Annotated in this window: 15 protein-coding genes, 3 tRNA genes and 3 rRNA genes; 8 read left to right on the top strand and 13 right to left on the bottom strand. The window is 65.3% G+C overall.

Annotation, left to right across the window (positions count from 1 at the left end):
- Window positions 1–65 precede the first annotated feature (65 nt).
- The 3 genes from AC0LPE_RS01320 to AC0LPE_RS01310 form a co-directional block, all read right to left on the bottom strand.
- Window positions 66–156, bottom strand: a tRNA-Ser gene (locus AC0LPE_RS01320).
- A 46-nt stretch (window positions 157–202) separates the two neighbouring features.
- Entirely contained in the window at window positions 203–679 is a 477-nt protein-coding gene (locus AC0LPE_RS01315) for a nucleoside deaminase (RefSeq protein WP_006552538.1), read from the bottom strand.
- Window positions 680–1,240, bottom strand: coding sequence for a tRNA adenosine deaminase-associated protein (locus AC0LPE_RS01310; protein WP_202400029.1), 561 nt, complete (start codon window positions 1,238–1,240; stop codon window positions 680–682).
- A 48-nt stretch (window positions 1,241–1,288) separates the two neighbouring features.
- Here AC0LPE_RS01310 and AC0LPE_RS01305 point away from each other — a divergent pair, with 48 nt between their 5' ends.
- Both AC0LPE_RS01305 and AC0LPE_RS01300 read left to right on the top strand, forming a co-directional pair.
- The gene (locus AC0LPE_RS01305; protein ID WP_419957095.1) at window positions 1,289–2,251 is read left to right on the top strand and encodes a prephenate dehydrogenase; all 963 of its coding nucleotides are present in this window, start codon (window positions 1,289–1,291) and stop codon (window positions 2,249–2,251) included.
- Window positions 2,239–3,585 carry an amidase gene (locus AC0LPE_RS01300; RefSeq protein WP_160876154.1) on the top strand — a complete coding sequence of 449 codons (1,347 nt, stop codon included), beginning with the start codon at window positions 2,239–2,241 and terminating at the stop codon, window positions 3,583–3,585. The genes AC0LPE_RS01305 and AC0LPE_RS01300 overlap by 13 nt, the downstream gene beginning before the upstream one ends.
- Here AC0LPE_RS01300 and AC0LPE_RS01295 read toward each other — a convergent pair.
- Both AC0LPE_RS01295 and AC0LPE_RS01290 read right to left on the bottom strand, forming a co-directional pair.
- Window positions 3,582–4,181: a putative glycolipid-binding domain-containing protein gene (locus tag AC0LPE_RS01295; RefSeq protein WP_081314818.1), complete on the bottom strand. Its 600-nt coding sequence runs from the start codon at window positions 4,179–4,181 to the stop codon at window positions 3,582–3,584. The genes AC0LPE_RS01300 and AC0LPE_RS01295 overlap by 4 nt on opposite strands.
- Before the next feature lie 87 nt (window positions 4,182–4,268).
- Complete coding sequence (locus AC0LPE_RS01290; RefSeq protein WP_160876156.1) at window positions 4,269–5,288, bottom strand: hypothetical protein; 1,020 nt, start codon at window positions 5,286–5,288, stop codon at window positions 4,269–4,271.
- 112 nt (window positions 5,289–5,400) lie between these two features.
- Between AC0LPE_RS01290 and AC0LPE_RS01285 the strand changes: the two genes are divergently transcribed.
- Window positions 5,401–6,561 (top strand): GIY-YIG nuclease family protein, encoded by a 1,161-nt coding sequence (locus AC0LPE_RS01285; RefSeq protein ID WP_490605474.1) that lies wholly within the window; start codon window positions 5,401–5,403, stop codon window positions 6,559–6,561.
- Between the two features lie 138 nt (window positions 6,562–6,699).
- Here AC0LPE_RS01285 and rrf read toward each other — a convergent pair.
- From rrf to AC0LPE_RS01270, 3 genes are all read right to left on the bottom strand, one after another.
- A 5S ribosomal RNA gene (rrf, locus tag AC0LPE_RS01280) occupies window positions 6,700–6,816 on the bottom strand.
- A 105-nt stretch (window positions 6,817–6,921) separates the two neighbouring features.
- Window positions 6,922–10,055 (bottom strand): 23S ribosomal RNA (locus AC0LPE_RS01275).
- 298 nt (window positions 10,056–10,353) lie between these two features.
- Window positions 10,354–11,875 (bottom strand): 16S ribosomal RNA (locus tag AC0LPE_RS01270).
- The 16S, 23S and 5S rRNA genes sit together here, the layout of an rRNA operon.
- A gap of 636 nt (window positions 11,876–12,511) precedes the next feature.
- Between AC0LPE_RS01270 and AC0LPE_RS01265 the strand changes: the two genes are divergently transcribed.
- Together AC0LPE_RS01265 and AC0LPE_RS01260 are read left to right on the top strand one after the other, a co-directional pair.
- Window positions 12,512–13,657, top strand: coding sequence for a DNA cytosine methyltransferase (locus AC0LPE_RS01265; RefSeq protein ID WP_033097811.1), 1,146 nt, complete (start codon window positions 12,512–12,514; stop codon window positions 13,655–13,657).
- Between the two features lie 11 nt (window positions 13,658–13,668).
- Window positions 13,669–14,118 (top strand): very short patch repair endonuclease, encoded by a 450-nt coding sequence (locus AC0LPE_RS01260; protein ID WP_490605473.1) that lies wholly within the window; start codon window positions 13,669–13,671, stop codon window positions 14,116–14,118.
- A gap of 31 nt (window positions 14,119–14,149) precedes the next feature.
- Here AC0LPE_RS01260 and AC0LPE_RS01255 read toward each other — a convergent pair whose 3' ends face one another.
- Together AC0LPE_RS01255 and AC0LPE_RS01250 are read right to left on the bottom strand one after the other, a co-directional pair.
- On the bottom strand, window positions 14,150–15,298 hold the full coding sequence (locus AC0LPE_RS01255; RefSeq protein ID WP_229566810.1) for an acyl-CoA dehydrogenase family protein: 1,149 nt from the start codon (window positions 15,296–15,298) through the stop codon (window positions 14,150–14,152).
- Entirely contained in the window at window positions 15,298–16,530 is a 1,233-nt protein-coding gene (locus AC0LPE_RS01250; protein ID WP_490605472.1) for an acyl-CoA dehydrogenase family protein, read from the bottom strand. Before AC0LPE_RS01250 ends, AC0LPE_RS01255 begins: the two co-directional genes overlap by 1 nt.
- Window positions 16,531–16,886: 356 nt before the next feature.
- On the opposite strand from AC0LPE_RS01250, the gene AC0LPE_RS01245 reads away from it, so the two are divergent.
- On the top strand, window positions 16,887–17,780 hold the full coding sequence (locus AC0LPE_RS01245) for a TIGR03619 family F420-dependent LLM class oxidoreductase (RefSeq protein WP_016692677.1): 894 nt from the start codon (window positions 16,887–16,889) through the stop codon (window positions 17,778–17,780).
- Between the two features lie 70 nt (window positions 17,781–17,850).
- Here the strand turns inward: AC0LPE_RS01245 and AC0LPE_RS01240 are convergent.
- Together AC0LPE_RS01240 and AC0LPE_RS01235 are read right to left on the bottom strand one after the other, a co-directional pair.
- A tRNA-Arg gene (locus tag AC0LPE_RS01240) sits at window positions 17,851–17,923 on the bottom strand.
- Window positions 17,924–17,960: 37 nt separating this feature from the next.
- A tRNA-Ser gene (locus AC0LPE_RS01235) sits at window positions 17,961–18,052 on the bottom strand.
- 148 nt (window positions 18,053–18,200) lie between these two features.
- Here AC0LPE_RS01235 and hisC point away from each other — a divergent pair.
- Both hisC and AC0LPE_RS01225 read left to right on the top strand, forming a co-directional pair.
- Window positions 18,201–19,280, top strand: coding sequence for a histidinol-phosphate transaminase (gene hisC, locus AC0LPE_RS01230; protein WP_016692676.1), 1,080 nt, complete (start codon window positions 18,201–18,203; stop codon window positions 19,278–19,280).
- Between the two features lie 99 nt (window positions 19,281–19,379).
- Complete coding sequence (locus AC0LPE_RS01225; protein ID WP_490605471.1) at window positions 19,380–21,077, top strand: bifunctional metallophosphatase/5'-nucleotidase; 1,698 nt, start codon at window positions 19,380–19,382, stop codon at window positions 21,075–21,077.
- Window positions 21,078–21,098: 21 nt separating this feature from the next.
- On the opposite strand, the gene AC0LPE_RS01220 is transcribed toward AC0LPE_RS01225, so the two are convergent.
- Window positions 21,099–22,097 carry an alpha/beta hydrolase gene (locus AC0LPE_RS01220; protein WP_490605470.1) on the bottom strand — a complete coding sequence of 333 codons (999 nt, stop codon included), beginning with the start codon at window positions 22,095–22,097 and terminating at the stop codon, window positions 21,099–21,101.
- Between the last annotated feature and the right edge of the window lie 75 nt (window positions 22,098–22,172).

Here is a 22,172-nt window from a genome sequence, read left to right as displayed (position 1 = left end):
CCGGCCTTGGCGACCTGCAGGCATGAGAAAAGCCCCTCACCTGCACTAACAGGTAAGGGGCTCTCTGGCGGTGGCGGTGGGATTTGAACCCACGGACGGGGGTTACCCGTCACGCGCTTTCGAGGCGCGCTCCTTCGGCCGCTCGGTCACGCCACCGCTGACGACTCTAGCGGATTGCAGGCCTCATCCTGAAATCGCCTGGTCACAGCTCCGAAGCCGGCCCTCGATGTTCCCGGAAGAACGCTTCGAGCACGGCCGCGCACTCGGCTTCGAGCACACCACCGCGCACTTCCGGACGGTGCGTGAGGCGCCGATCGCGCACCACGTCCCACAGCGACCCGACGGCGCCCGTCTTCGGCTCCCACGCCCCGAAGACCACCCGCGAGACCCGGGAGAGCACCAACGCTCCAGCGCACATCGTGCAGGGTTCGAGGGTCACGGCGAGGGTTGCGCCCTCGAGACGCCATCCGTCGCCGTAGACCTGCGCTGCCGCGCGCAGGGCGAGCACCTCGGCATGCGCTGTGGGGTCGCCGGTGGCCTCGCGGGAGTTCGCCGCCCGCGCGATCTCGGTGCCGTCCGGCCCGAACACCACCGCGCCCACCGGTACGTCACCGGCGGGCGCGGCAGCGGCGGCCTCCAGCGCGACCCGGATCAATGCCTCGTCGTCGCGCAGCCCCATCTAACGGAGCTTGTCCAGGGTGTTGCCCAGGACGTCGTCGAAACCGAGTCGCTGGGCGATCTCGTCGAGCTGCTCGTCGGGATACAGGTCGGTCTCCGACAGGATCACCGACAACACCGGCTCGGGCAGACCCATGTCGGCCAGGATGCCGAGGTCGCCCTCCTCCCACGGCTCGATGTCGTCGAGCTCGTCGGGATCGATGTCGGGGATCTCGATGTTCAGCGCATCGAGGACGTCGGCGGCGATGTCGTAGTCGACGGCCATCGTCGCGTCGGACAGCAGCAACCTCGTTCCCGCAGGTGCGGGACGCACGATGATGAAGAATTCGTCGTCCACGTTCAGCAGACCGAACACTGCACCGGAGCTTCTCAGCTCCCGCAACTCGGTCACTGCGGTATCGAGACTCGTCAGTGCGGCACCGGACAACGCCCGGCACTTCCAACGACCTTCCTCCCGCGTCACGGCGACGGCGAAGCCGTCGAGGTCGTCGCTCGAATTCCCGGCGGTGTTCCCGCTCTGGGTCACGGAAGGGCTCTTGTTCCCTACACGCTGTGCAGCCATGGGCGCAACGGTAGTCGGCCATGTCCGGTGAATGAAGCCCAGCACGGGATATGCCAACCTGATGAGGTGTCCTCAGCCGTCTCTTCCCCGCCCGTCTGTGTCCTCGGCCTCGGTCTGATCGGTGGTTCGCTGCTGCGCGCCGCCGCGGCGACCGGAAGGCAGGCGTGGGGTTACAACAGGTCGTCGCAGGCCGTGGAGGCCGCCGTCGCCGACGGCTTCGACGCGTCCACCGACCTCACCGCGACGCTGCGTCGCGCCGCCGACACCGACGCCCTGGTGGTGATCGCGGTGCCGATGCCGGCGGTGGGCAGCATCCTCGAGGCGGTGGCCGAGCACGCCCCCGACGTCGCACTCACCGACGTGGTGAGCATCAAGGCGGAAGTGGCCGCTGCCGTCGCCGCTCACGGCCTGTCGCGGCGTTTCGTGGGTGGGCATCCCATGGCGGGTACGGCGGAGTCCGGCTGGACCGCTGGGACCGCCGACCTGTTCCGCGATGCGGTGTGGGTGGTGACCGTCGACGACGGCACCGATCCCGAGGTGTGGCGGCAGGTCGCCGACCTCGCGCTCGACTGCGGATCCGTCGTCGTGCCCGCCGAGTCCCGGGAGCACGACGCGGCGGTCGCACGGGTCTCCCACCTCCCCCACCTCCTTGCCGAAGCGTTGGCCCTGTCGGGCGCCGGAGGCGGCGATCTCGCACTCGGTCTCGCCGCCGGCTCCTTCCGGGACGGCACGCGGGTCGCAGCGACGGCCCCGCCTCTGGTGGACGCGATGTGCGAGGGCAACGCCGAGGCTCTGCTGGTCGCGCTGGACGAGACGCTCGAGGTGCTGAGGACGGCCCGGGAACAACTGGCCGACCGCAGCACCTCCGACCTCACCCGCGCCGGTCACGCGGCCCGGACCCGCTACGAACAGCGTCGTCGCGACCCCATCGTCGGCACGCAGCCCGGCGACGAGGGTTGGATCGAGACATTCCGCGAAGCCGGACGACGTGGTGGAGTGTGGACGCGATGAACCTCCGCGACATCGCCTCGGCGCTGACCACCGGCAAGACGACCCCGAGCGAGCACGTCCGCTCGGTTCTCGCCGGACTCGACGCCCTCGTCGGAACGCCTTGGGAGAACGCCGTCGCCGCCCGCAACGACGAGGCGGCACTCGAAGCCGCAGCGCTCGCCGACGAGCAGATCGCCGCCGGAAACTGGATCGGTCCCCTGCACGGTGTCGCGGTCGCGGTGAAGGACAACATCGACGTCGCCGGGTTCCCCACCCGCTGCGGCAGCGCGGTCCTCGCCGATGCGCCTCCGGCCCGGCGCGACGCTCGAGTCATCGAGAAGCTCCGCGAAGCCGGAGCCATCGTGGTGGCGAAGACCCATCTCCACGAGTTCGCCTACGGACCCACCGGGTTGATCAATGTGTCCGGCGCGGCCCCCCATCCCCACAACCCGGACCTGATCAGCGGTGGTTCGTCGTCGGGCTCCGCAGTGCTGGTCGCGAGGGGAATCGTGCCCGTCGCGCTGGGAACCGACACCGGCTGCAGCGTCCGCACCCCGGCGGCGCTGTGCGGGATCGTCGGATTCAAGCCCGGTTTCGGTGTTCTTCCCGAGCAGGGCGTGTTCCCGCTGTCGACGACCTTCGACCACGTCGGTCTGCTCACCGCCGACGCCCTGGACGCCTCGCTCGCATGGGGCGCGCTTCCGGGTATCGCGCACCTGCGCACTCCGGTCTCCGAACTGCGCATCGGACGCCTGCGGGGCGGCATCTGGGATCTGTCGCCCGTCTTCGACGAGGCCGTCGAGACGGCGTGCCGCACCCTCACAGATCTGGGCGCCCGCGTCGTCGACGTGGAACTGCCCGAGACCGACGAGATGCTCGAGCTGTATCCCGTGGTCACCGGCTCGGAAGCGTACGAGACACATCGCGCCTGGTTCGAAGCCGACCCCGGCCGTTACCAGCCTCCGACGGCCGCCTTGCTCGCCGCGCAACGCGCCCGGCCGGCCTACGAGTACATCCACGCCGCCCGGGCGGTGGCGCGACTGCGTCACGACGTCGTGCACCGCCTCCGCACCGTGGACAAGCTCGACGCGCTGATCACCGTCACCACCGGCGTGCGTTCGGCGCCGCTGACGAGCGATCCCGTCGAGCTGCGCGCACCGCTGCTGCAGATGTGCATCCCGTTCAGCGTCCTCGGTGTCCCGGCCGTGTCGGTGCCGGCCCCGGACGGCGGGTCGTCGCCGGTCGGACTCCAGATCGTCGGCCTCACCGGCGGCACGCACGGGCACGGCAGCCACCCCGCCGAATCGGCCGCGTTCGCCGTGGCCATGGCGGTGGAGGCGTCGGGGCAGCCCTAGATTCGGGACGCGAGTCCTCGGTACTCGAGGACGAAGCCGTCCTCGTCGACGGTCACCGACGACGAGGAGCGCGGCGACAGTACGTGGATGCCGTCGGACGCACTGCTGTAGACGACCGTGGCCTCCTCGATGCTGAGATCGATGAGGTTGACGTAGACGACGGGCACCTCCACGTCGTCGGCTCCGGCCTGCAGGTCGTGCCGGCGGATGGGCAGGGCGTTGAAGAACGGGCTGAACACCACGTCGACGTCCAACGCCCCGCCGAAGGTGGACCGCTGATGGTTGATGCCGTTGTCGGACATCCAGATGCCCTCTTCGGACCGGGTGAGGGACATGTGCCGCTCACCCGAAGCGAGGGTGGTGCGCACCGACAATCGGCGGGTGACGCCGTTCTCGTCCGTCACCAGGTCGTACGACGCGCTGAAGGCCGGATGGTCGGTGCACTCCGCACCCACGATGCGACCGGACGCCTTGATGCGGCGGCCGGAGAGCTGTACTCGTACCGACTCCATCCGAGACACATCGGCCGCACGCCACGTGAGTAGCGCGGGCCAGGTCGACGCGGAACCGGTGGCGTCAGAGGCTGGGGTGCTCACGGTCTATACGGTATGCGACGAAGCGCACACGGTGGGCAGCGGCGCCGTGATTCGTCCGCCACGGTCTCGACACAAGTGCTCACCTGCTCACGCCGTGTCGGGCAGCGCCTCGTGCCGGGACACCTGACGCAGGTGGTGTGAGAACACGGACAGCGCAGCAGCACCCACGGCGACATTGAGCAACGCCCCGAACTCCTGCACGGCGAACTCGACCACGTCGACGAAGAAGACGGTGATCAACGCGGCCGTCCGCAGAGCACGCACCGCCCACCTCCGCCGGCGCCACAGGCCCACCGATCCCACCACGCACAACAGGACGGTGACACCGGAACCGACGAGCTGGATCACGGTCACCACGTCGCTCGTCCGCGCGGCGAGATCCTCCTCGAAGGTGGCGGCCGCGTTGATGAGGATGCCGACGGAGAACACGGTGAGCAGCGCCGCCGCGACGCGGACGCTGCGCTCACCCCGCAGCGGCTCCGGCAGCCGGAGCGACACCCACGAGAAGCGCGACGGCACCTCCCGGCACCGGGCGAGCAGGAGATCGATCTGTTCGACGACTTCGGGATCGACTCCGCCCTCCCGAGCGCGTTCGAGTTGCACTCGCGCCTGGTCGCGATCGGTCGGGGTCAGGCCGTGGGTGAGCCCGTCCGTCGCCGTGAGCGCGGCGTTGGCGAGATACTCGTCGGGCGAGGGCCCGCGACGGAGATGCACCGCTCGATTGACGACGAGCAGCAGCACGACCACCACGTACATGATCGCCACCGAGGGCCGGTAGAAGTAGTCGTTGGTCTTCGTGACGAACTTGCCGACCTCGTCGAGGAACAGACCGAACCCGATGCCGCCGAGCACCACCGCGATACGGTCGGGAGCCCGGCCGATGAAGGTCATCGAGACCATCAACGCGGCGACCATGAGCAGACCGCCCCACAGCACGTGAGCGATGTGCAGGACCGACCCGCCGACCTGCGGATAGCCCGTCAGGTGCAGGTACAGACGTGTGACGAGGATGGTCGCGACCGCGATGATCAGGAGTGCTTCGACCTGCGCGGACGACGCGGTGTCCCGCAACAATCGAGAACGGGAACGGGTCCGCACCGCTGTCATGGCACGCGAGCTTATCCCGCCCGGGTTCGCCTCGGGTTCTTCCTCCGGATTCGGCGGCGCGGCGCCTGCGCGGAGCGGCTCCCCAATCTTGTGTGTGGCCTAGAGTCGCTCTATGCGCACAGTGTGGACAGTTCCTCCGAACATTGCCCAAACTCTGCTGGAATCTCCCGAGATCCAGATGTTCCTGACCAGCAACGAGTTGCCGGATACAGCGGACGATCCACGCCAGAGACTTGCGGAGTTCACCCACGCGCTCGGCGCCCTCAGCCGTCACATCGGACGCACCTTCGGCTCCGTGGACGCAGCCAACCGCGAACTGTTCGGCGGGTCCGCCGGCAAGGTCCCCGTGGCGCTGCGCCTGACGGTCCTGCGTGCTCTCGTGAACCATGTCGAGGACCGCGCTCCCAGCCCGAAACTGCTTCCGAAGAACATCTGCGATCAGCTCGGCGCCTACGTCTACGCCCTGCTCGACCCTCGTGATCGGAGCATCTTCTATGTCGGCGCCGGACGCGGAAATCGCATCTTCACCCTCGTCTGGACGGCGCTCGGAGAGACCTCGAAGCTGACCGAGGCCGGTGAGAAGACACCGCTGGCCACACCCGAGACCGAGGCGGCTCTGCGGCGCATCCGAACCGTCTACGAGTCCGGCTACGCGGTGGAGCACTTCGTCGTCGCCGACGCGCTGAACCCGAAGACCGACGCCGACCACACCGCCGCAGTGACGGCCGAAGCGGTCATCGCGGCACTGGGACTGACCGAACCGCACCGCGGCGAATGCGTACTCACCAACCTGGCGCGTGCAACAGAGGAGTCGGAAGCCGACCGCGCCGCCATCCCGATCGCCGAGCTCGTTCGTCAGTACTCGGCCTCCCCCGCTCCCGAACTGCCGACGCCGTGCGTGGTGCTGCGGGTCAACGAGGCGAAGAAGGCGTCGCCGGCGGCGGTGCGCGAACTCGCGTCGAAGCCGTGGCCGGCGGGATCGGCAGCGCGTGGGATCGACGGGCTGCCCATCATCGTCGTCGCCGACAACATCGTCCGCGCGGTCTATCGAGCCACCGGGTGGGAGGCGGCCGCTCGCACGGAGGAGAACGGCGGCACGATCCTCTACCGGTTCGTCGGGGAGGCCGACGAAGAGCTCGAAGGCAAGTTCGTCAACACTCGCGTCACGCCGGACCGGCTGGGTCTCAAGCGTTGGCCGTCGCACGGTTGGGCTCCGCGTCTGACGCGTGCTCTGCCGCGGCCGGTCGCGCGTCCGAAGGCGCCGCGCCCCTGATTCTCCGGCTGCTTCCCGGTTCGTCTGCGAACCGGGAAGCAGCTCGTGCCGGTTCTCGAAAACCGTTGGGCCGGCACATTTTCTGCATACGAAAACACGAAAGGGGACCCACAGTGTGGGTCCCCTTTCGGAACGGGTGTTCGGCGGTGTCCTACTCTCCCACACCCTGTCGAGTGCAGTACCATCGGCGCAGACAGGCTTAGCTTCCGGGTTCGGAATGGGACCGGGCGTTTCCCTGTCGCTATGGCCGCCGTAACTCTATGAAACTTCACGCATCGGATTCGGTTCTCCCCCAAGGGGATTCCCGATATCTGATGTGTGTGTTGTTTCAGATACCGCACAGTGGACGCGTAACATCTTCGTGGTAAGTCCTCGGCCTATTAGTACCGGTCACCTCCACCCATTGCTGGGCTTCCAGTTCCGGCCTATCAACCCGGTGGTCTGCCGGGGGCCTTACCCCCTCGAGGGGGTGAGAAACCTCATCTTGGAACAGGCTTCCCGCTTAGATGCTTTCAGCGGTTATCCCTTCCGAACGTAGCCAACCAGCCATGCCCCTGGCGGGACAACTGGCACACCAGAGGTTCGTCCGTCCCGGTCCTCTCGTACTAGGGACAGCCTTCCTCAAGTTTCTAACGCGCGCGGCGGATAGAGACCGAACTGTCTCACGACGTTCTAAACCCAGCTCGCGTGCCGCTTTAATGGGCGAACAGCCCAACCCTTGGGACCTACTCCAGCCCCAGGATGCGACGAGCCGACATCGAGGTGCCAAACCATCCCGTCGATATGGACTCTTGGGGAAGATCAGCCTGTTATCCCCGGGGTACCTTTTATCCGTTGAGCGACACCGCTTCCACATGCCGGTGCCGGATCACTAGTCCCGACTTTCGTCCCTGCTCGACCTGTCAGTCTCACAGTCAAGCTCCCTTGTGCACTTGCACTCGACACCTGATTGCCAACCAGGCTGAGGGAACCTTTGGGCGCCTCCGTTACATTTTGGGAGGCAACCGCCCCAGTTAAACTACCCACCAGGCACTGTCCCTGAACCAGATCATGGTCCGAGGTTAGAGGTCCAATACGATCAGAGTGGTATTTCAACAACGACTCCACAACCACTGGCGTGGCCGCTTCACAGTCTCCCACCTATCCTACACAAACCGAACCGAACACCAATACCAAGCTATAGTGAAGGTCCCGGGGTCTTTTCGTCCTGCCGCGCGTAACGAGCATCTTTACTCGTAATGCAATTTCGCCGAGTCTGTGGTCGAGACAGCAGAGAAGTCGTTACGCCATTCGTGCAGGTCGGAACTTACCCGACAAGGAATTTCGCTACCTTAGGATGGTTATAGTTACCACCGCCGTTTACTGGGGCTTAAATTCTCAGCTTCGCCACCGAAATGGCTAACCGGTCCTCTTAACCTTCCAGCACCGGGCAGGCGTCAGTCCGTATACATCGTCTTACGACTTCGCACGGACCTGTGTTTTTAGTAAACAGTCGCTTCTCTCTGGTCTCTGCGACCACCCCCAGCTCGGACCGCAAGGGCCGTCACCGGGCGTGGTCCCCCTTCTCCCGAAGTTACGGGGGCATTTTGCCGAGTTCCTTAACCACAGTTCTCTCGATCGCCTCGGTATTCTCTACCTGACCACCTGTGTCGGTTTGGGGTACGGGCCGTGTACCAACTCACTAGAGGCTTTTCTCGGCAGCATAGGATCACTGAATTCCCCTCAACGGGTACGCATCACCTCTCAGGCTGTATGAATGGCGGATTTGCCTACCATTCGCCCTACCGGCTTACACCAGGTATTCCATCACCTGGCCCAGCTACCTTCCTGCGTCACCCCATCGCTTGACTACTACAATCGGGGTCCCGTGCAGCCAGCCAGTCGACTCCCGAAGGAGACGACCGACCTTTTGGACGGTTAGCACAACTGATTCGCCATTGGGCGCGGATACACGGGTACGGGAATATCAACCCGTTGTCCATCGACTACGCCTGTCGGCCTCGCCTTAGGTCCCGACTCACCCTGGGCGGATTAACCTGGCCCAGGAACCCTTGGTCATCCGGCGGACGAGTTTCTCACTCGTCTTTCGCTACTCATGCCTGCATTCTCACTCGCGCAGCCTCCACACCTGGATCACTCCGGCGCTTCCACGGCTGCACGACGCTCCCCTACCCATCCACACACCTGGCTCCCTCCCCGTGGGAAGAAAGCGGGCTTGTGTGAATGCCGCGGCTTCGGCGGTGTACTTGAGCCCCGCTACATTGTCGGCGCAGAACCACTTGACCAGTGAGCTATTACGCACTCTTTCAAGGGTGGCTGCTTCTAAGCCAACCTCCTGGTTGTCTCAGCGATCCCACATCCTTTTCCACTTAGTACACGCTTAGGGGCCTTAGCCGGCGATCTGGGCTGTTTCCCTCTCGACTACGAAGCTTATCCCCCGCAGTCTCACTGCCGCGCTCTCACTCACCGGCATTCGGAGTTTGGCTGATTTCGGTAAGCTTGTGGGCCCCCTAGACCATCCAGTAGCTCTACCTCCGGTGAGAAACACGCGACGCTGCACCTAAATGCATTTCGGGGAGAACCAGCTATCACGGAGTTTGATTGGCCTTTCACCCCTACCCACAACTCATCCCCTCAGTTTTCAACCTAAGTGGGTTCGGGCCTCCACGACGTCTTACCATCGCTTCACCCTGGCCATGGGTAGATCACTCCGCTTCGGGTCTAGAACATGCCACTAGATGCGCCCTATTCGGACTCGCTTTCGCTACGACTACCCCACACGGGTTAACCTCGCGACATGCCACTAACTCGCAGGCTCATTCTTCAAAAGGCACGCCATCACCCACCACGAACTGAATCGTGCATCGGCTCTGACGGATTGTAAGCGCACGGTTTCAGGTACTATTTCACTCCCCTCCCGGGGTACTTTTCACCTTTCCCTCACGGTACTAGTCCGCTATCGGTCACCAGGGAGTATTCAGGCTTATCGGGTGGTCCCGACAGATTCACACCGGATTTCACGGGCCCGGTGCTACTCGGGTACTTCTCACGAGAGCCGGCAAGTTTTCGTCTACGGGATTCTCACCCTCTACGACAGGCCGTTCCAGACCACTTCGACTAACCAACCGGTTTCTTACTCTCGCCCGTCATGACAGTGACGGGAAGAAAAGCCCCACAACCCCACGGATGCAACGCCTGCCAGCTATCACACACCCATGGTTTAGCCTCATCCGCTTTCGCTCGCCACTACTCACGGAATCACTGTTGTTTTCTCTTCCTGTGGGTACTGAGATGTTTCACTTCCCCACGTTCCCTCCACACACCCTATATATTCAGATGCGGGTAACACGACATCACTCGTGCTGGGTTTCCCCATTCGGAAATCCTCGGATCACAGCTCGGTTGACAGCTCCCCGAGGCATATCGCAGCCTCCCACGTCCTTCATCGGCTCCTGGTGCCAAGGCATCCACCGTACGCTCATAAACACTTACAACAAAGATGCTCGCGTCCACTGTGCAGTTCTCAAACAACACACAACACCGAATACTCACCCCATGGACACCACGGAACTTTCTTCGACATCGTCGCTGATCAAACACTCGCGTGTTCTCTCAGGACCCAACAGTGCACCGATATAACTTTCCTCCTGCCGGCACTCGGGCCCGCAGTAGTGAAGAAAATGCTTGTCAGCGTTCCACCCATGAGCACCACCGGATTACCTGTGAATCCGTAATGGCTCTGCCGATCAGAGCACAACCTGTGTTGTGTCTGTATCGGAAGTTGCTCCTTAGAAAGGAGGTGATCCAGCCGCACCTTCCGGTACGGCTACCTTGTTACGACTTCGTCCCAATCGCCGATCCCACCTTCGACGGCTCCCTCCCACGAGGGGTTAGGCCACCGGCTTCGGGTGTTACCGACTTTCATGACGTGACGGGCGGTGTGTACAAGGCCCGGGAACGTATTCACCGCAGCGTTGCTGATCTGCGATTACTAGCGACTCCGACTTCACGGGGTCGAGTTGCAGACCCCGATCCGAACTGAGACCGGCTTTAAGGGATTCGCTCCACCTCACGGTATCGCAGCCCTCTGTACCGACCATTGTAGCATGTGTGAAGCCCTGGACATAAGGGGCATGATGACTTGACGTCGTCCCCACCTTCCTCCGAGTTGACCCCGGCAGTCTCCTGCGAGTCCCCACCATCACGTGCTGGCAACACAGGACAAGGGTTGCGCTCGTTGCGGGACTTAACCCAACATCTCACGACACGAGCTGACGACAGCCATGCACCACCTGTCTACCGGCCACAAGGGAAACCACATCTCTGCAGTCGTCCGGTACATGTCAAACCCAGGTAAGGTTCTTCGCGTTGCATCGAATTAATCCACATGCTCCGCCGCTTGTGCGGGCCCCCGTCAATTCCTTTGAGTTTTAGCCTTGCGGCCGTACTCCCCAGGCGGGGCGCTTAATGCGTTGGCTACGGCACGGATCCCGTGGAAGGAAACCCACACCTAGCGCCCACCGTTTACGGCGTGGACTACCAGGGTATCTAATCCTGTTCGCTACCCACGCTTTCGCTCCTCAGCGTCAGTTACTGCCCAGAGACCCGCCTTCGCCACCGGTGTTCCTCCTGATATCTGCGCATTTCACCGCTACACCAGGAATTCCAGTCTCCCCTGCAGTACTCGAGTCTGCCCGTATCGCCTGCAAGCCCGCAGTTGAGCTGCGGGATTTCACAGACGACGCGACAAACCGCCTACGAGCTCTTTACGCCCAGTAATTCCGGACAACGCTCGCACCCTACGTATTACCGCGGCTGCTGGCACGTAGTTGGCCGGTGCTTCTTCTGCAGGTACCGTCACTTGCGCTTCGTCCCTGCTGAAAGAGGTTTACAACCCGAAGGCCGTCATCCCTCACGCGGCGTCGCTGCATCAGGCTTGCGCCCATTGTGCAATATTCCCCACTGCTGCCTCCCGTAGGAGTCTGGGCCGTGTCTCAGTCCCAGTGTGGCCGGTCGCCCTCTCAGGCCGGCTACCCGTCGTCGCCTTGGTAGGCCATTACCCCACCAACAAGCTGATAGGCCGCGGGCTCATCCTGCACCGAAAAACTTTCCACCCCAGGACATGCATCCCGAGGTCATATCCGGTATTAGACCCAGTTTCCCAGGCTTATCCCAGAGTGCAGGGCAGATCACCCACGTGTTACTCACCCGTTCGCCACTAATCCACCCAGCAAGCTGGGCTTCATCGTTCGACTTGCATGTGTTAAGCACGCCGCCAGCGTTCGTCCTGAGCCAGGATCAAACTCTCCGTTGAAGACTCAAGATTCCCCACCGAAGCGAGGCAATCAGTCAAAGACATCGAGTCAAATCACTAGCATAAAAACTCAAACTAGCTAAACACTGGATCACCGCAGACGGAAGAATGCGATGTCCAGCAACAACCACCCACAAAAAGTGAAGTGGTCGCACCAAATATTATTTGGCACTGACATTCATCGGCACACTGTTGAGTTCTCAAAGAACACGCGCACATCATCACGCTTCGGACTGACGTCCGACCCGCTCTGAGGCAACTGTTCCAGTCTACTTCCTCATCCTCACGAACGCAAGTCCGTGTGGTTTTCGGAACCAGGGGCGGCTCGAAACCTTACCAGAAGGTTTCGAACCAGTGAAATCTGCAGGCGCCTTCGTCCAACCTCGTTGTCCCGTTCCTCTCGGCCCGGGTCGGTGTCCGTGTCGCTCTGACCTGGAATAAGTTACGCGAACATCTCCCAGAAAACCAAATCGCCAGGTCAGCTGCTATTTCGGTCGCCCGAAGGCCCTCACGGGAGGGGTAGGACCACCCCTCCATCGTGGTGCTCGTCGCGTCCGCTCACGGATCCTCCTACTTCTCGAGTAACGTTCACCGTTGAGCTGAGCGAGGAAGGGTGCCGTGACGTCGACGGGGAACATGGTGGGGTTGTTCGCCGGTATCGGCGGACTGGAGCTCGGACTCGGGCGACACGGGTGGAACACCGAACTCCTCTGCGAGATCGAGCCGGGTGCTCAGGCAGTACTACGTACGCGCTTCCCCGACGTTCCGCTCCATCCGGATGTCACGCGTCTCCGCTCTCTCCCCCGCGATACGGAACTGGTCGCCGCAGGCTTCCCGTGCCAGGACCTTTCCCAGGCCGGACGCACGGCCGGCATCACGGGATCGAAGTCCGGGCTCGTCGACGAAGTGTTCCGTCTCGTGAAGCGTAAGAACGGGCCGCGCTGGCTCGTCGTCGAGAACGTTCCCTTCATGCTCCAGCTCGGTCGCGGTGCGGCGATGCGCCACATCACCGATGCGCTCGAGGAGCTCGGCTACATGTGGGCCTATCGCGTCGTCGATGCCCGCGCGTTCGGTCTCCCCCAGCGTCGGCACCGCGTCCTGATGGTTGCTTCTCGTACGGACGATCCCCGCACGGTGTTGTTCGGCGAGGACGCCGGCATGCCCATGGAGGGCAATCCCGATCTGTTCCCGTGCGGCTTCTACTGGACCGAGGGTGTGCGCGGTCTCGGATGGGCCGTCAACGCCGTGCCCACACTCAAGGGCGGTTCGACTCTCGGTATCGCCAGCCCGCCGGCGGTGCGACTGCCGTCCGGCGAGATCGTCACCCCCGGCCTGACCGACGCGGAGAGACTCCAGGGATTCGATGCCGACTGGACCGCCCCTGCCGTCGAGGCGCCCGGCGTCCGTGCCGGGCATCGGTGGCGTCTGGTCGGCAATGCCGTCAGCGTGCGGATGGCGTCGTGGGTGGGCCACCGCCTGAACAACCCCATTGCGTACAGCTCCGATCACGAGACCCCGCTGCTTCCGGGCGACACCTGGCCGACCGCCGCGTGGGGTGCCCGCGGGCAGGCGTTCCGCGTGCACGAGTCGCAGTGGCCCGTCCAGGCTCCCTACGAGGACCTCGGCGGTTTCCTCCTCGACGCCCGTCTGCTGTCGGCGCGGGCGACGGCAGGATTTCTCCGACGCGCGCGCTCCGGCAACCTGCGTTTCCTGCCCGGATTCCTCGAGGACGTCGAGAACCACCTCGAACGCATGGGTGGCTTCCCGCGAGTGGCGGCCTGAAAGACACCGTGATGGCGTCGTCGGATCGGCCCGGGACGGATCCGCGTACGAGTGCGCGGATGAGCCGGCAACGCCGACGCGACACCGTTCCCGAAGTGGCGTTGCGCAAGGAACTGCATCGCCGGGGGCGGCGGTTCTTCGTCGACCGCGCTCCCCTTCCGGGTATGCGGCGCCGGGCCGACGTCGTCTTTCCCCGTCGTCGGGTCGCGGTCTACGTGGACGGCTGCTTCTGGCACAGCTGCCCGCAGCACGCGACCTCCCCGAAGAACAACGCCGAGTGGTGGGCGGCCAAGCTCGCCGCCAACGTGCAGCGCGACCGGGACACCGATGCGCGCCTGCAGGCTGCGGGCTGGACGGTGGTGCGGGTGTGGGAGCACGAGGACCCCGTCGTCGCCGCGACGCGCGTGGAGGATGCTCTGTCGGCTCCGCCGGAAACGGATGCAGGGCCGGCGCAGGGGTGATCCCCCGCACCGGCCCCGTGAACCGATCCGATCAGCCCTTCGTGAGCTGTGCGTACCGCGCGACGTGCTGTTCGGCGGTGCCGAACTCGTATTCGATCGCGGTCAGTCGCTTGAAGTAGTGCCCGACGGCGAGCTCCTCCGTCATGCCCATGCCGCCGTGGAGCTGGACGGCGTTCTGGCCGACGAAGCGTGCCGCACGGCTGATCGTCGCCTTCGCGGCCGAGACCGCGCGTGCCCGCGTGGCATCGTCGCTGTCGAGATGGAGAACGGCCAGGTAGGCGGCAGACACCGCCTGCTCGACCTCCATGTACATGTCGACCATGCGGTGCTGGAGCGCCTGAAAGCTGCCGATGGGCTGACCGAACTGCTGACGCTGCTTGGCGTACTCGACGGTGTCGGCGAGCACCTTGCGCATGAGACCTACCGCTTCGGAGGACACGGCGGCGGTCGCCTCGTCGATGCCGCGCGAGACGGACGGCCATGCGCCACCCTCCTCGCCGAGCAGCGAGTCGGCGGGCAGTCGCAGACCCGAGAAGACGATGTCGGAGGCACGTCGATCGTCGATCGTGCGGTAGGAGTGGATCTCCACACCGGCCGGCGGGTTCGCGGGGTCGAAGTCGACGAGGAACAGCGAGATGCCGTCGGTGTCGGTGCGCTCGCCCGACGTGCGGGCGGTGACGAGCAGGTGCGTCGCGAGCGGAGCGCTGGTGACGACGGTCTTCTCCCCGTCGACGACCCACTCGTCGCCCTCGCGACGCGCGGTGGTGGACACGTCGTGGAAGACGTATCCGGAGGTGGGTTCGATCGCGGCCAACGCCGTGACGGCCTCACCGGCAGCGATCGCCTCGAGGACGGACCTGGCTCGATCGACCCCTGCGCGATCGAGCAGCCCGCCCCCGAGGACGACCGTGTCGACGTACGGCTCGATGACGAGTGCGTGCCCGAGTGCCTCGGACACCACCATCAACTCGACCGGTCCGCCGCCCATCCCCCCTACCTCTTCCGGAAGCGTGGCCCCGAGGATTCCGAGTTCCTCGGCGAATGCCCGCCACACCTCCGGTTGCCAACCTTCGCCGGTGGTCGCGACCTTCCGGCTTTGCGCCAGGTCGTAGCGACCGGCGAGGAACTTGGTGACCGAATCACGAAGGAGCTCCTGCTCCTTGCTCAAACCGAAGTCCATCAGAGCCCCAATGCTGCTTTGGCGAGAATGTTTCGCTGGATCTCGTTGCTGCCGGCGTAGATCGACCCGGCACGGTCGTTGAAGTAACGCAGCGGCGCGGCGGCCTGCCAATCCTCACCGCTGACGTAGCCGTCGACGGGCGGAACGTAATCGGCCACCGGACCACCGGGCGCGGTGATGTGCGGCTGGTAGACCCGGCCGCGCGGACCGGCCGCTTCGAGGGTCAGCTGGGTGATCGTCTGGCTGAGTTCGGTGCCCAGGATCTTGAGCATCGACGATGCAGGACCGGGGTTCTTGCCCGCGGACAACGCTGCGAGAGTGCGGTATTCGAGGATCTCGAGTACTTCGGTGCGGATACGCGCCTCGGCGAGCTTGGCGGAGAACGCCGGATCGTCGATGAGCCTGCCGCCCGACGGGCCGGGCTGTTCGGCGGCCGCCTCGGCGATCCGCTCGGCCATGACCTGCAGGGCCGGCGCTGCCGCCGCTCCCCCTCGTTCGAAGACGAGCAGGTACTTCGCGACGGTCCAGCCGTCGTCGATCTTCCCCAGCACGTTCTTCTTCGGGACACGCACACCGTCGAAGAAGACCTGGTTCTGCACTTCCTCACCGGACGTCATGACCAGGGGCCGGATCTCGATGCCGGGCGAGGTCATGTCGATGAGCAGGAAGGTGATGCCCTGCTGCTTGCGACCGGTCTTCGAGGTGCGCACGAGGGCGAACATCCAGTTCGCCTCGGTGGCGTGCGTGGTCCAGATCTTGCTGCCGGTGACGATCAGGTCGTCGCCGTCGTCGACCGCCGCCATGCTGAGCGAGGCGAGGTCGGAACCGGCCTCGGGCTCGGAGTAGCCCTGACAGAAGAAGACCTCGCCGGTGAGGATCCGGGGCAGGAAGTAGCTCTTCTGTTCGTCGGTGCCGTAGGCGACGATCGCGTGCGCGACCATGCGGATGCCCATCGGCGACAGGTTCGGGGCGCCCGCGAGGATCGACTCGCGACTGAAGATGTAGTGCTGCGTCTGCGTCCAGTCGCAGCCGCCGTACTCGACCGGCCAGGCCGGCGCCGCCCAACCACGCTCATGGAGGATGCGCTGCCACTCCATGCTCGCCTCATGGTCGGAGTACACGCTCGTCGCGAGTCGGCCGGCCCGCCGCAGTTCGGGCGTCAGCTTCTCCTCGAGAAACGATCGCACCTCGTCTCTGAAGGCGGCGTCGGCCTCTGACCACGCTAGTTCCATGTCTTCTCCCCGCAGAGTGCGACCGCCGTTGCCGGGCCGTCGTGCGAATCGTCGTTAACTTTTCGAGAGTGATACGAAATCTACTTCTGCTCCAGCGGGCTCGTCAATAGACGGATTTCACCCGCGGCACCGGCACGATCCCGGGTCGAGGACGCGGACGATCGAGCGGCCGCTCCCGAGCCGAAGGTCCATCCGAAACGGAGACGGAACGTTCACTCGTTGCGCAGGAATCGAAGACAAGGGCGTTTCGGCTGGTGACTGCGACCACACACTCTGATAGAACCTTGTTCTTGAGAACGTAAGCGTCACTCTTCTACGTCGATATCGGCGGACATCGAAGTTCGGAGGGCATTCGAGTGAAGTTCTGGAGCGGGACCGCATTCATGAAGACTGCGGAGATGCCGGCCGTCGCCCGCATGCTCGACGACGCCGGATTCCACGGCCTGCTCGTCTCGGACCACCTGATCTACCCGAAGGAGATGAAGACCGTCTATCCCGGGCACGAGAGCGGCAAGCCGTTCTGGTCACCGGAGACCGAGTGGCCCGACGCCTGGGTGCTCATCGGAGCGATGGCCGCCGTGACGAAGAACCTGCACTTCGGCAACAACGTCTACATCGCGCCGTCCCGGCCGATCCTCGAGGTCGCCAAGCAGGTGGGCACCGCCGCCACGATCGCCGGTGGTCGCGTCTCCATCGGGCTGTCCGCGGGGTGGATGCGCGAGGAGTTCGAACTGCTCGGCCAGGACTTCGACAATCGCGGACCCCGGCTGAACGAGATGATCCGGGCGCTCCGCGAACTATGGAAGGGTGGATGGGTCTCGTTCCGGGGCGAGTACTACGACATCCCCGAGATGACCATCGAACCCCACCCGCCGAGCCCGGTACCGATTCTGTGCGGTGGCGAATCCGGACCGGCGCTCCGACGTGCCGCGCGCTACTGCGACGGCTGGGTCGGCACCGCCTACACGATCGACGTCGCCGAGCAGTGGATCGATCGCATCAACGGCTACCGCCGCGAGTACGGACGCGAGAACGAGCCCTTCGACTTCATCGTCGGCCTGCGCGACGAGCCGTCCGTGGAGCTGTACCGGCGGGCGGAGAAGATCGGCATCACCGGCGTCATGGTGTCGCCGTGGGCGAACTGGGAGGCCACCCACTCGGGCGACCACGATCACCTCCTCGGCACCGCCGAGCAGTACCGCGCGCCGATCGAGGACTTCGCCGAGAGGATCATCACACAGCTCACCTGAGCGGCTCTGCAGCAAGAAGGTCGAGAACGAGAAAACCCTCACCAGAAGTGCCGGTGAGGGTTTTCGTGTGTGCGCCCGAAGGGATTCGAACCCCTAACCTTCTGATCCGTAGTCAGATGCTCTATCCGTTGAGCTACGGGCGCATGTGTATTCAATTGTCGTTGGTGACGCTACACCAACTGGCGGAGGCGAGAGGATTTGAACCTCCGGTCCCCGGTAAGGGGGACAACTCATTAGCAGTGAGTCCCATTCGGCCGCTCTGGCACGCCTCCTCGGGGATTCGATGCTCTCGAACCGCCGGATCGAAACATTACACATGCCCCGAGGGGAAACGCAAAACGCCTGTTCAGAGGCGTGTATATGGACGGTCTCCCCCATCCTGCCGACAGGCGGTCCCACGACGACGCGCATAATCGGCTCGTGACTCCACGGACCCGCCCCGACCTCGAATCGATCCCCGCCTACGTTCCGGGCCGCTCGTTCCCCGGTGCGGTGAAGCTCGCCAGCAACGAGACGACCATCGGCCCGCTCCCCAGCGTCCGGGAAGCGATCGCCGACGCTGCCGCCGGCCTCAACCGCTACCCCGACAACGGCGCGACCGAACTCCTCGCGGCACTGTCGGAGCGACTCGGCGTCCCGACCGAGCGGATCGCCGTGGGCTGCGGATCGGTGAGCCTGTGCCAGGAGCTCGTGCAGATCACGTGCGACGCGGGCGACGAGGTGATCTTCGCGTGGCGGTCGTTCGAGGCGTACCCGATCATCGCGGCCGTCGCCGGCGCGACCGCCGTGCGCGTCCCGAACACCGCGGATCACGGTCACGACCTGAAGGCCATGCTCGCCGCGATCACCGAGCGCACGCGGCTGATCTTCGTGTGCAATCCCAACAACCCCACCGGGTCGCTGCTGGGCAAGGAGGAGCTCGCACAGTTCCTCGACGCCGTCCCCGAGCACATCGTCGTCGCCCTGGACGAGGCGTACTTCGAGTACGTCCGCCCCGAGCCCGGTGAGGATCTGCCCGACGGTCTCGAGCTCGCGGAGGGCCGCAGCAACGTCGTCGTGCTCCGCACCTTCTCCAAGGCCTACGGTCTCGCCGGGATCCGCGTCGGGTACGCCGTCGCCGACCCGTCCGTCGTGACGGCGCTGAGCAAGGTCCACACCCCGTTCTCCGTCAACTCGCTCGCCCAGACGGCTGCCGTGGCCTCGCTCGCCGCCGCGAACGAGTTGCTCGCGCGCACCGAGGGTGTCGTCGCCGAGCGGGAACGGGTCCACGCGGCACTCGTCGAGGCCGGCTACGAGGTGCCCGCGAGCGCCGCGAACTTCCTCTGGCTGCCGCTGGGTGAACGCTCCGCCGCGTTCTCCGAGGCCGCAGCGGAGGCAGGCGTGGTCCTGCGCAACTTCACCGGTGAGGGCACGCGGGTGACGATCGGCGACCCGCACGAGAACGATCTGTTCCTCGACTTCGCGACCGGGCAGGGACGGGCACTCGCCGGCATCGGCTGATCCTGTGACGAGACCCAACCGTTATGGCTGGGTCTCGGTGGCGTGATCCGGCCCTGACAGACTCGGGCGGTCGGATCGGGCCGGGGTCGGAGGAACTGCATGGGGGCAGGCAAGGTGCGGCGCGCCCTGTCGGCCTGCGCAGTCGTCGGCTCACTGGTCGCCTTCGGTGGTGCGGCACCCGCCGGCGCTGCACCGACCAGCACGGTCCCCTCGAACACCGTCCCGCTCCGGGTGATCGCATTCGGCGACCTGCACGGAAATCTGCTGCCCCCGCAGGGACTGCACGGCGAGGTCGTCCGGTCGGACGGCGTCTCGGTCCCGGCGGGCGGTGCGGCCTATCTCGCCGCCTACGTCCGGCAGCTCCGGGAACAGGCCGACAACTCCGTGCTCTACGCGGTGGGCGACACGTGGGGGTCGTCGCCGCTCGAGTCGGGCCTGTTCCACGACGAGCCGACCATCGCCCTGCTCGACGAACTCGACCTCACCGCCGCGACCCTCGGCAACCACGAACTCGACCGCGGCTACGCCGAATTCGAGCGGCTCCGGGACGGCGGGTGCCACCCGAAGGAAGGGTGCCTCTACACCGAGCCGTTCGAGGGCGCGAACTTCCCGATCCTCGGCGCCAACCTCACCACAACGGACGGCACACCGGCCGCTCTCCCCTACAGCATCGACTACGTCGACGGACTGCCCGTCGGGGTCATCGGCGTCGTGCCGAGCAACACCCCCGACATCATCCGGCCCGACGCGATTGCCGGATTGCGGTTCGAGGACGAGATCGCCGCCGTCAACCGCACCGCCGACATCCTCGGCGCGCTCGGCGTCCGTTCGATCGTGGTGCTCTACAAGGGCGACATCGGAGCCATCGACGGCGACGATCCGTGCCCGAGCGGGGACGGCGGGGCCGCGGCGATCGCGACGTCCGTCTCCCCCGATGTGGACCTCATCATCACCTCCGACGGCGACCGGCACTTCAACTGCACCTACACCGACCCGGCGGGCAGGCCGCGCACCGTCGTGCAGGGCGCCTCGCACGGGCGCATCCTCTCCGTCGCCGATCTGGTCATCGACCGGCAGAGCCGGGAAGTGCTGCGCGACCGGACCGTCGTCTTCACGCAGGTCGTCACGCACGACATCGATCCGGATCCGACCACCCTCGAGTTCGTCGACCGGGCGGTCGAGAAGTCGGCGGAGGTCGCGAACCGGTCCATCGCCCGCATCGGTGCCGATGTCACGCGCAGCGAGAGCCCGAGCGGAGAGTCGGCGTTGGGCAATCTGGTGGCCGACGCGCAACTCGCAGCGACGCGGCATCTCGGGGCTCAGATCGCCCTGATGAATCCCGGCGGACTGCGCGGCGACCTCCTCGCCGGCGACGGCACCGTCTCGTATCGCGAGACCTACGCCGTGCAGCCCTTCGGGAACATGCTGCAGTTACTCGACCTCACCGGAGCCCAGCTCGACGTGCTGCTCGAGCAGCAGTTCCAGGACGGCCCGGTCGGCTCGGAGATCGAACGCATCCTGGCGCCGTCGCACAATCTGAACTACACACTCGACCGCCTGGCGCCGCGCGGCGAACGGATCCGTTCGATCACGATCGACGGCGAGGCCGTCGACCCCGAACGCGTGTACAAGGTCGTGATGAACAACTTCCTGGCCGGCGGCGGCGACGGTTTCACCGTGTGCACGGAAGCGCACGGGCTGGTCGGCGCGGGCAAGGATCTCGATGCCCTCAACAGCTATCTCGCGACCCGCTCACGCGTGGAGCCGCCGGCCGTCGACCGCATCCGCCTGCACTGAGACGGTGCCGTCGATGCGCGGTCAGCGGAGTCCGAGTGCGTCGGCGAGGGTCGGCCAGGCGGCCTTGATGTCGTCCTGCCAGTAACCCCACGAGTGCGTGCCCCACGGGCGGTAGACGACCTGCGCGGGGATGCCGAGTTCGCGGAGGCGACGGTCGTAGGTGACGGTGCACACGAAGGTGCCGATCTCGAGTGGCGCACCGACGGTGAGCACGTCCTGGCCGGCACCGAGATCGTGCGGGCCGAGCAGGCCGTTGCCGGTGCTGAGGAAGACCTCCTTGCCGCGCAGTTTCTCGGCGAGCAGGTAGGAGTCGTGTTCCTCCCACCGCGCGTCCTCGGGCGGCCCCCACATGTTGTCGGGGTTGCCACCCTTGTACGCGACGGTCCCGCGGACGGTGTCGCGGGAGCGGTCGCTGGAGGTGTCGTAGCAGCCGCTGAGCGCCGCGACCCCCTGGTAGAGGTCGGGATTGCGGGTGATCAGGGACATCGCGCCGGTGGCACCCATCGACAGGCCCGCGACGGCGTTGGTGCCGTTGCCGTCGAACTCGGCGTCGATCAGCGGGGGCAGTTCCTCCGTCAGGAAGGTCTCCCACTTGTTGATGCCGAGGACGGGGTCGGGGTTGTTCCAGTCGGTGTAGTAGCTCGCGGTGCCACCCACGGGAAGGACGACATTGGTGTTCTTGTCGGCGAAGAACTCCTCGATGTCGGTGCGTTGCGTCCACGTGCTCTCGCGGAACTCGGACTCCTCGCCGGCGCTGACGCCGTCGAGCAGATAGAGAGTGGGGCGCGGCCCCGCCGAGGCCGGGTGCAGCACCTGCACCGGCACGACCCGGTTCATCGAGGCGGAGTGGACGAACAGCTTCGTCTGCCTGTCGCCGACGCGCTCGACGTGGTCGATCCTGGCCGACACCGGTCGCATGTGGGGCGGTTGGGCATGGACCGGCCGGGCATGGGCGATCGCCGTGCCGCAGACCGGCGCCATCAGGGCCACTGCCACAGCCGCCGCAAGTCTCTTCACCATCGAACTCCCCGTCCCCCGACGACCTGCAGTGATCTCACAGTCACTACCTGTACCCGGTCAAGCGGACCTGCACGC

This window comes from Rhodococcus sp. S3 (assembly GCF_058211795.1).
The sequence above is the reverse complement of the archived record's forward strand: the minus strand, read 5'-3'. Positions and strand labels throughout refer to the sequence as shown.

Excerpts from the sequence above, each read along its gene's own strand:
- AC0LPE_RS01315 (WP_006552538.1), bottom strand. The coding sequence starts at position 679 with ATGGGGCTGCGCGACGACGAGGCATTGATCCGGGTCGCGCTGGAGGCC.
- AC0LPE_RS01310 (WP_202400029.1), bottom strand. The coding sequence starts at position 1,240 with ATGGCTGCACAGCGTGTAGGGAACAAGAGCCCTTCCGTGACCCAGAGC.
- AC0LPE_RS01290 (WP_160876156.1), bottom strand. The coding sequence starts at position 5,288 with ATGACAGCGGTGCGGACCCGTTCCCGTTCTCGATTGTTGCGGGACACC.
- AC0LPE_RS01285 (WP_490605474.1), top strand. The coding sequence starts at position 5,401 with ATGCGCACAGTGTGGACAGTTCCTCCGAACATTGCCCAAACTCTGCTG.
- AC0LPE_RS01265 (WP_033097811.1), top strand. The coding sequence starts at position 12,512 with ATGGTGGGGTTGTTCGCCGGTATCGGCGGACTGGAGCTCGGACTCGGG.
- AC0LPE_RS01260 (WP_490605473.1), top strand. The coding sequence starts at position 13,669 with ATGGCGTCGTCGGATCGGCCCGGGACGGATCCGCGTACGAGTGCGCGG.
- AC0LPE_RS01255 (WP_229566810.1), bottom strand. The coding sequence starts at position 15,298 with ATGGACTTCGGTTTGAGCAAGGAGCAGGAGCTCCTTCGTGATTCGGTC.
- AC0LPE_RS01250 (WP_490605472.1), bottom strand. The coding sequence starts at position 16,530 with ATGGAACTAGCGTGGTCAGAGGCCGACGCCGCCTTCAGAGACGAGGTG.
- AC0LPE_RS01225 (WP_490605471.1), top strand. The coding sequence starts at position 19,380 with ATGGGGGCAGGCAAGGTGCGGCGCGCCCTGTCGGCCTGCGCAGTCGTC.
- AC0LPE_RS01220 (WP_490605470.1), bottom strand. The coding sequence starts at position 22,097 with ATGGTGAAGAGACTTGCGGCGGCTGTGGCAGTGGCCCTGATGGCGCCG.